A 6633-nucleotide genomic window follows, 5' to 3' on the forward strand; every position below is an offset into this window, starting at 1 on the left:
CGGAATTTCCAAGTTTTACAAGGCGAAGAAAATTGGGCTTTTTAAGGAGTGACTAGATAGACTGAAAGAGGGCGCGACGTTGATGCCCCGAACTGCAAAATCAAAGCTCCGAGTATCACATTCGGGGCTTTGAGTTTTTTAATCAATCTGCGTGAAGATTTATTTCCCGCATCGTTGATTGTAATAAATCACCGTTGTGATTTATTTCCTGCAAATTGATTGTAATAAATCACCGTTGTGATTTATCTCCTGCAAATTGATTGTAATAAATCACCGTTGTGATTATCCCAATGACGGAACAGAAAAACCTCTATCGCGGAATATCCGTTAAAAAAGGCATCCGAAGCGAAGGGTGAGCGAGGTAAAACGATGACCATCGAGGTGTTTCACGTTGAATCCTTGGGTCAGCGTACTGTTCATCGCGACGTAGCCGCGCGTGCCGTTCGCATCGAGTACCCTCGAATATTGGAGTGTTACGTCGCCTCTGATCTGCGAAGCCGTAAGGTATTCGTATTCGCAGGCGAGGTATAGCGCGTTGTATTTCGGTTTCGTTTGGTCGTCGCCGGGCGTTGCGTACTCCCCGTCTTTATACATCGTCCCACCGCCCGAGGTATAGCGTGCGCCGACGGAAATACCGTATTCGTTCTTACCTTGCACGAGGTTGCGCGCTGCAGAGGCGTAGTAATGTACATAACGAATCGTTTGTTTGCGGTAATAAGGGTAAAACGACAAGGTTTGCTTTTGTTGATAGAAGTCGACGCCTCCTTTAAACGTCCATCGCGGATTGAAATCCCGCACTCCGATATCGGCCGTATAGCCGAGGTTTGCCTTCAGGCGTTGCTTGTCGGAGACTTTCAGCGGATCGTAATACACGATCACGGTCGTGCCGCCTGGCCGGCTTTCATGTTTGTAGACGTTTTCGAGATTTTCGAGGCTTTCGTTTTCGAGGTGCAAATCGATGCGGTGATGGGCTGCACCTCTTTTCAGCAGAAACGCCCCGTTGTACTCGTAGATATCCGAGTGATGCCGGCTGTGCAGCACCCTTGCCGAAGCCTCTCTGCCATATCCTCCCTCGCGATGCTTGTACGCCAGCTCGTGAGACGTTCCGAAGTCGGCCGAGCGATTGATATGCAGTTGCACCGAAGCGCCATGGTAACGGTTATACATTGGCGTATTATCATTCTTTTGCGTGTAGCCGGTCTCTCCGAACTCTTCGACAGCGCCGAAAAATGCCCCGTAGCTGATCAGAGAGTAATACCGTTTGTCGGTTGTGCCGTATGCTTTGAACTCAAGTCCTTCTACACTGCGGCGATAAAAGTAATGGGCTCCGAGCTCGACCGTTGGGTGAAGACGCCACGAAGCTCCGGCCGTGACCGACATGTCGAGCAGCCTGTTCTTATGACGCAGGTCTTTCTGTTTGGCATAATTGGCGGCATGGTAATCGATTTTCGCGCCGAGTGTCAGCCGATCCGTGACATCGGTACTGATCGCTCCCGTCAGACGGTACGTTTCGAGGTTTTTGACGCCGCGTGTCGTATCGGTGTATTCCACAATGTCGAAAGGTTGTTCGTAAGGATGGATAAAGGCCGAACCTCCCATATTTTTGCCTGTGAAATACCGGTAACTGATACCTCCGAAGAAGACGATGCGCGGTGAAAGACGGAAGAACGACTCGGTCTGTGCGCCGAGCGTGTAGCTGTCGTCCGACTGATGATAATTGATAAACCCTCCGTTTTCCTTTGTGGCAAAGACGTCGGCCACCGCCATTTTCCCGACGGGCAGGTACCGGATACCCGTTGCATTGTATCCGGTAAGCCGCGCATCGGAACGTTTGATATAACCGTAATCGATTCGGATCGGATATTTTACCGTGTCTTGCGCAGCGATGCAGGCGGAGCTTAACACTCCGCCTACCCACATCAGCATGCGTATATAAAATCGTTTCTGCATACGGTCTATCATCTGTCTCTTCTTCTGCGATTAGTCTTTCAACGAGGATTGCCGACGCTGGTGGAAGTCGTTCGTCGAATTGTTGCTGTCCATATAAATGATGCGCGCCCCTTTCTTGAGCGACGCCTCGGCATCGATACCGCTCGGATCGGTGCTGGCCTTGCCGTCGATTTCGGTGCCTTTGTCGTATTTATATACGAGCTTCGCCTCGTTGCCCGGCACGGCTTTCGTGGCTTCGAGGTCGACGTTGCGATACAGCGTGTAGCCCTTTCCATCTTGGTGGTGAACTTGTCCGGCATCTACTTTCGCCGTCAGACGCTTTTGATTGTTTTTTTTGCCGGTCATAAATACTTCGATGCCGTCGAGCACCCATTCATCTTTGATTTTCAGACGGGCAAAGACCGGATTAATTTTATCTTGGTAGTAATTGAAGTTGCTCTTATCGTTGGCAAAAGCCGCGGGAGTGACATCTTTCGTTGTAAAGATAAAGAATGCGGGGCTTGTATTGCTCAGCGGCCAGGCATTACCCATTCCGTATTTTACGGCCGAAAGATAATGCGAGCTCGGGATAGCCGCCGAAGGAGCTGGATAGAAAGAGGTATTGTCGTATACGGAAACATCGTACGTGCAGTAATATTCCGGTTTGCTGAGGTCGACCGACTTCGTATATGTTTTCGTATGATCGATCGCGCCGTTTAAGGCAATCAAGATTTGCTTGCCGGGTTCAATCGTTACGTTTTTCGGGAAGTACCAGATACCGTTGCTGGCAGGAACCCATCCTTCACTTTCGTAGAACAGTTTACCTCCTTTGTAGTCCTCATTGGGAGAAAAGGAATTAAAAGGGAATACCATGCCGAGGCATAGATTGTCGAGGCTGGCCGGTTGAGCGGAGTTATTGTACAGGATCACGTATCGATCGAAGAAGAAGTTACCTGATCCGTCGTTCTTTGGGCATCCTGAGATATACAACTCCTTGATCACGACTTGTCCTTTCTTCGATTCGGTAAGGTCTAACACAAACAGATTAGCCGATGTTGTCATCGAGATAGCAATATCGCCCTTAGTTCCACTGTAGATATACGAATGTCCTCCGCTTTGACGCGTGTCGGTTGCCGATGCTTTATAGACGCCGGCGGGTACTTTAAACGAGGCTATTCCCGTCTTGTCGGTTTTTTCCTTCAGGGAAGAACCTTTGCTGTCGGTCAGAGTCACTTCTACACCTTCGGTGGGGGTAAAGGGGCTTCCTTGCGGATACGCCAATTGAATTTTGACTCCGAACGTTTGGTAGTCCTTCTCATCATCGTTGCATGATGTGAACAAGATCAGTGTACTGATCATCAAATAAAGAATCTTTTTCATCTTACTTTGTTTTTAAATTAGTTATAAATAAATCGTAATGATATTTCGTTATAATTTCAGTCGTAATGAAAGTCCGTACGTGAACTGCGGAATGAACCCGCTGTCATATAAAATCGTTTCCGTACGATTCTCCGAGAACTTGATTTTCCCCATGTTGTTGAAAAAATTGTAGGCATAGAAAGAGATCGATGCCCATTTGCCGATTTCTTTCGTAATGTTGATATTCGCCGAAAAGTACGGCGATATCCGGTTCGGGTTGAAAAAGTAATTGGTCGGTGATTTGAGCACCATCTTGGCCAGTTCGTTGTATAAATCTTTGTCGTTCTCTTTGGCCCATGCGAATTTCTCGGCAAAAGGAATCTTTGTATCGGGATCCTCCCACGTCGAGTAGTACAGCGGATAGCTACCCACATAGACATCTCCCTGATAAATATCGGTGTCTTCGCCCGATAGATCCTCCGGCTTGTTCACCACGAAGCCGTAGCTTCGCCCTTTGTATTGACTGAGCCGGCGACCGTATCGATATAAGGATGTCTCAAGTTTTACGCTAAAAAGCATGCGAATGGCGGGAATATGCGTTTCGGCCGTAACGTTGAGGTTCACTTCCTCGGAGATAGCCCCGTTCGAGACGGAGGGAGACGCCGGCTGAATGGTCGATACAATGCTTCCTCCCGTTCGGTGCGAAGTCGCGCTGGTCGACGAGCCGACGTAATAGCCGATATATCTGAACGGACTATTGTCCGTCATGGTCTGTGCGGGAATTGAGGCAATCAGCGTTTCGTCTACTCCTTTGTAGCGATAGTAATTTCCATCGAGGCGGAACTTGGTTCTGATGGAGCGGATGCGTGGAAATTCGACGATCCATTCGATGCCGTTTCGTTCGATGGGGGATCCGTTCCGATAGAAGTAGTTGTCCTTATACGTATCGCGCCTTGTATATTCGAGTGGATGGCTGCTGTATGTGCCGGTCTTGTCCGAGACGGTCACGACGCCTGTCTCCCGGTCGATCGTATATTGTCTGTCCTGCAACGGAATGATACTCTTTTCAAGCGCTTTTTGTTCGGTCAGCCGGTAGGAGTAGGGCGTATGTTCGAGCGTACAGATATACGGATCGACGGTTTGGCTTCGGAAGAGTGAAAGGGTAACTTGTACGCCGCTGATGGAAAGTTCGGTACCGATTTCGATCTGTTTGTTCTGTTGCCAGCGCAGATTGGGGTTGTGGCGAGGCAGTGTCGGTGTGGTGAAGTAGGCATAGAACGTGCTGCCATCGGCCATGGCGCCGGGGGCGAAGGCCAGATCGTCCGAATATTTCGGTCTGGGATAAAGCACTTCGAGCGAAGGCAGTTTGACGGATTTTCCCCATCCTGCGTAGAGGCTGAAATCACGGAGCAGGCCGTCCGCATTTTTGCGTAGCGTGTATTTCGCATTGACTCTGGGAGAGAAGCTCTGTACCGTACCGTAGGTCGAAGAACGGATCATCGTCATGTCCGAGCGTAGGCCGACCTTTACTTCGAGCAGCGAAGCGTTTTGCCGGATGGGCAGGCTCAGTTTCTCTTCGATATACCAGGCGACGTTATTCACAGATGGCTTTTCATTGTAGTAGTACGGACGCCACGTCGGGGCATAGCGCAAGTTGTCGTAATAAACGCCTCGACCCTTATTGCGGCTGCCGCTCAGCTCGGCACCGGCCATGAACTTGTGTGAGACGGAGCCGAACCGATGTTGCCAGTCGGCCTTCATCTTAGCCATATAGTGGAGTGGCTTGCTGTCGTGATACTGCAATACATACCAGTAACCGCGCGGAAGCAGGAGGACAGGGGCATCCGGGTTTTCGTCATAGTTCGTTGCGATGAAATATCCTTGTTCCAATGAGTGGAGAGACGCTTGCGACGACGAGCTGCTTTTGTTCGTGTTCGACTTCGACAGCCGGTCGGAATAGCTGACCGATCCGGAAAACTCCAGATTCGTGATCCACGCTTTTTTAAGCAGCCATTTGGCGCTTACGCTACCCCGCAGACCGTTGTCTTTCATGTGCGTGTACGTTTCTCTGAACGCATCGGGATCGGCCTTCGAATCGTAGCCGCCGATGTTGCCCGTCAGTCCCAAATCGAGCGAGAGAGGCATTCCCCGGCTTTTGTTTAGGGTGTGTGAGTATTTAACCGTAAGCGCGTTGCGTGCGTACGATGTGTGGGGCGAAGCAGGGTCGGAAACGGATTCCGTATGTTCGAAACCGGTATTGAGCGTTCCCGCGTCCGTGCCGAGCGAAAAGCCTTTGCTGACGGCAGCCAGCTTACTTTTAGGTGCAGTGGATAACTCGACGGTCAGCGGCGTCCTCCCTTTGCGCGTGTGGATCTTTACGATTCCGCTCGATAAATCGCCGTGTTCGACCGACGGGATCCCTGTGACCACTTCGACCGATTCGATATTCGTCGAGCTGATGCTCCGTACGTCGGCTCCTTTCGTCTCGTCGAAGGCTGCGTTGTTTTGCAGCCGCACTCCGTCTACCTCGACGGCCGTTCCGAACGAAGCGTTTCCTCTCTCGCCCCCTTTGGCTCGCAGTACAAAACGTTGATCGTTCGTAAGCTCCTGGCGTATGGGAGTCTTTCCGCCCGGCAGTAACGAACGGATATCGGCCACGTTCAGGATTTGTGCATGGTCTAACGTCGTACGGTCGATGGTGTAGGATGTCGTCAGTTCGCGAGGCTTTTGGCGCGCCGTAACGACGACTTCGTCGAGTGTCAAATTTTCTTCCGCGAGCAGAAAAACAAGCTCCGGCATATCGTTTTTCACATCTATGTCGAACGATTTTGTGACGTACCCAAGGCAATGAACCAGCAGTACAGCCTTACCGCCGGGAACGTCTTTCAGCACGAAACGTCCTTTCTCGTCGGCCACCGTCCACAAGCTGTTGTCGGCAAATGAGACGGTGGCGAAACCTACCGCTTCTTTGCTTTGACGGTTCAGTATTTTGCCCGTTATTGTAAACGCTTGACAGAACAAGCTTTGTGTACAGACTGAGCACCATATGATAACCCCAAAAATATATCTACGCATGGCTGTTATAATCAGACTGCAAAGATAGCGCACCCGCTCTTACGCTGAAATCCCCAATAATGGGGATAAAATTAAACCCAAATTACGCGATACACTGTTCGGCGTTTACCATTATTTAATTGTTAATTGTCAATGGTTAATTGTCATACCGGGTACATGATTCGGTGTGTACCATGCATAACAATTGACAATTAACCATTAACAATTATAATTCGGGCTTACAGCCCTCCGCCAAGATGCGATGCCTTTTTCCCCAACGCTTCGCATTGG

At 50.1% G+C, this 6633-nt stretch carries 3 protein-coding genes; all 3 read right to left on the reverse strand.

The features are described from left to right. Positions 1-327: 327 nt before the first annotated feature. Genes Q4A89_RS11435 through Q4A89_RS11445 form a run of 3 tightly spaced genes read right to left on the reverse strand, consistent with a single transcriptional unit; the run spans position 328 to position 6309 of the window. On the reverse strand, positions 328-1962 hold the full coding sequence (locus Q4A89_RS11435) for a DUF6850 family outer membrane beta-barrel protein (protein ID WP_303185624.1): 1635 nt from the start codon (positions 1960-1962) through the stop codon (positions 328-330). Between the two features lie 18 nt (positions 1963-1980). Further along, positions 1981-3309 (reverse strand): DUF4876 domain-containing protein, encoded by a 1329-nt coding sequence (locus Q4A89_RS11440; RefSeq protein WP_303185625.1) that lies wholly within the window; start codon positions 3307-3309, stop codon positions 1981-1983. Between the two features lie 48 nt (positions 3310-3357). Continuing rightward, positions 3358-6309 carry a TonB-dependent receptor gene (locus tag Q4A89_RS11445; protein ID WP_303185626.1) on the reverse strand — a complete coding sequence of 984 codons (2952 nt, stop codon included), beginning with the start codon at positions 6307-6309 and terminating at the stop codon, positions 3358-3360. Positions 6310-6633 lie beyond the last annotated feature (324 nt).

This window comes from Tannerella sp. (assembly GCF_030528505.1).
GTDB lineage: Bacteria > Bacteroidota > Bacteroidia > Bacteroidales > Tannerellaceae > Tannerella.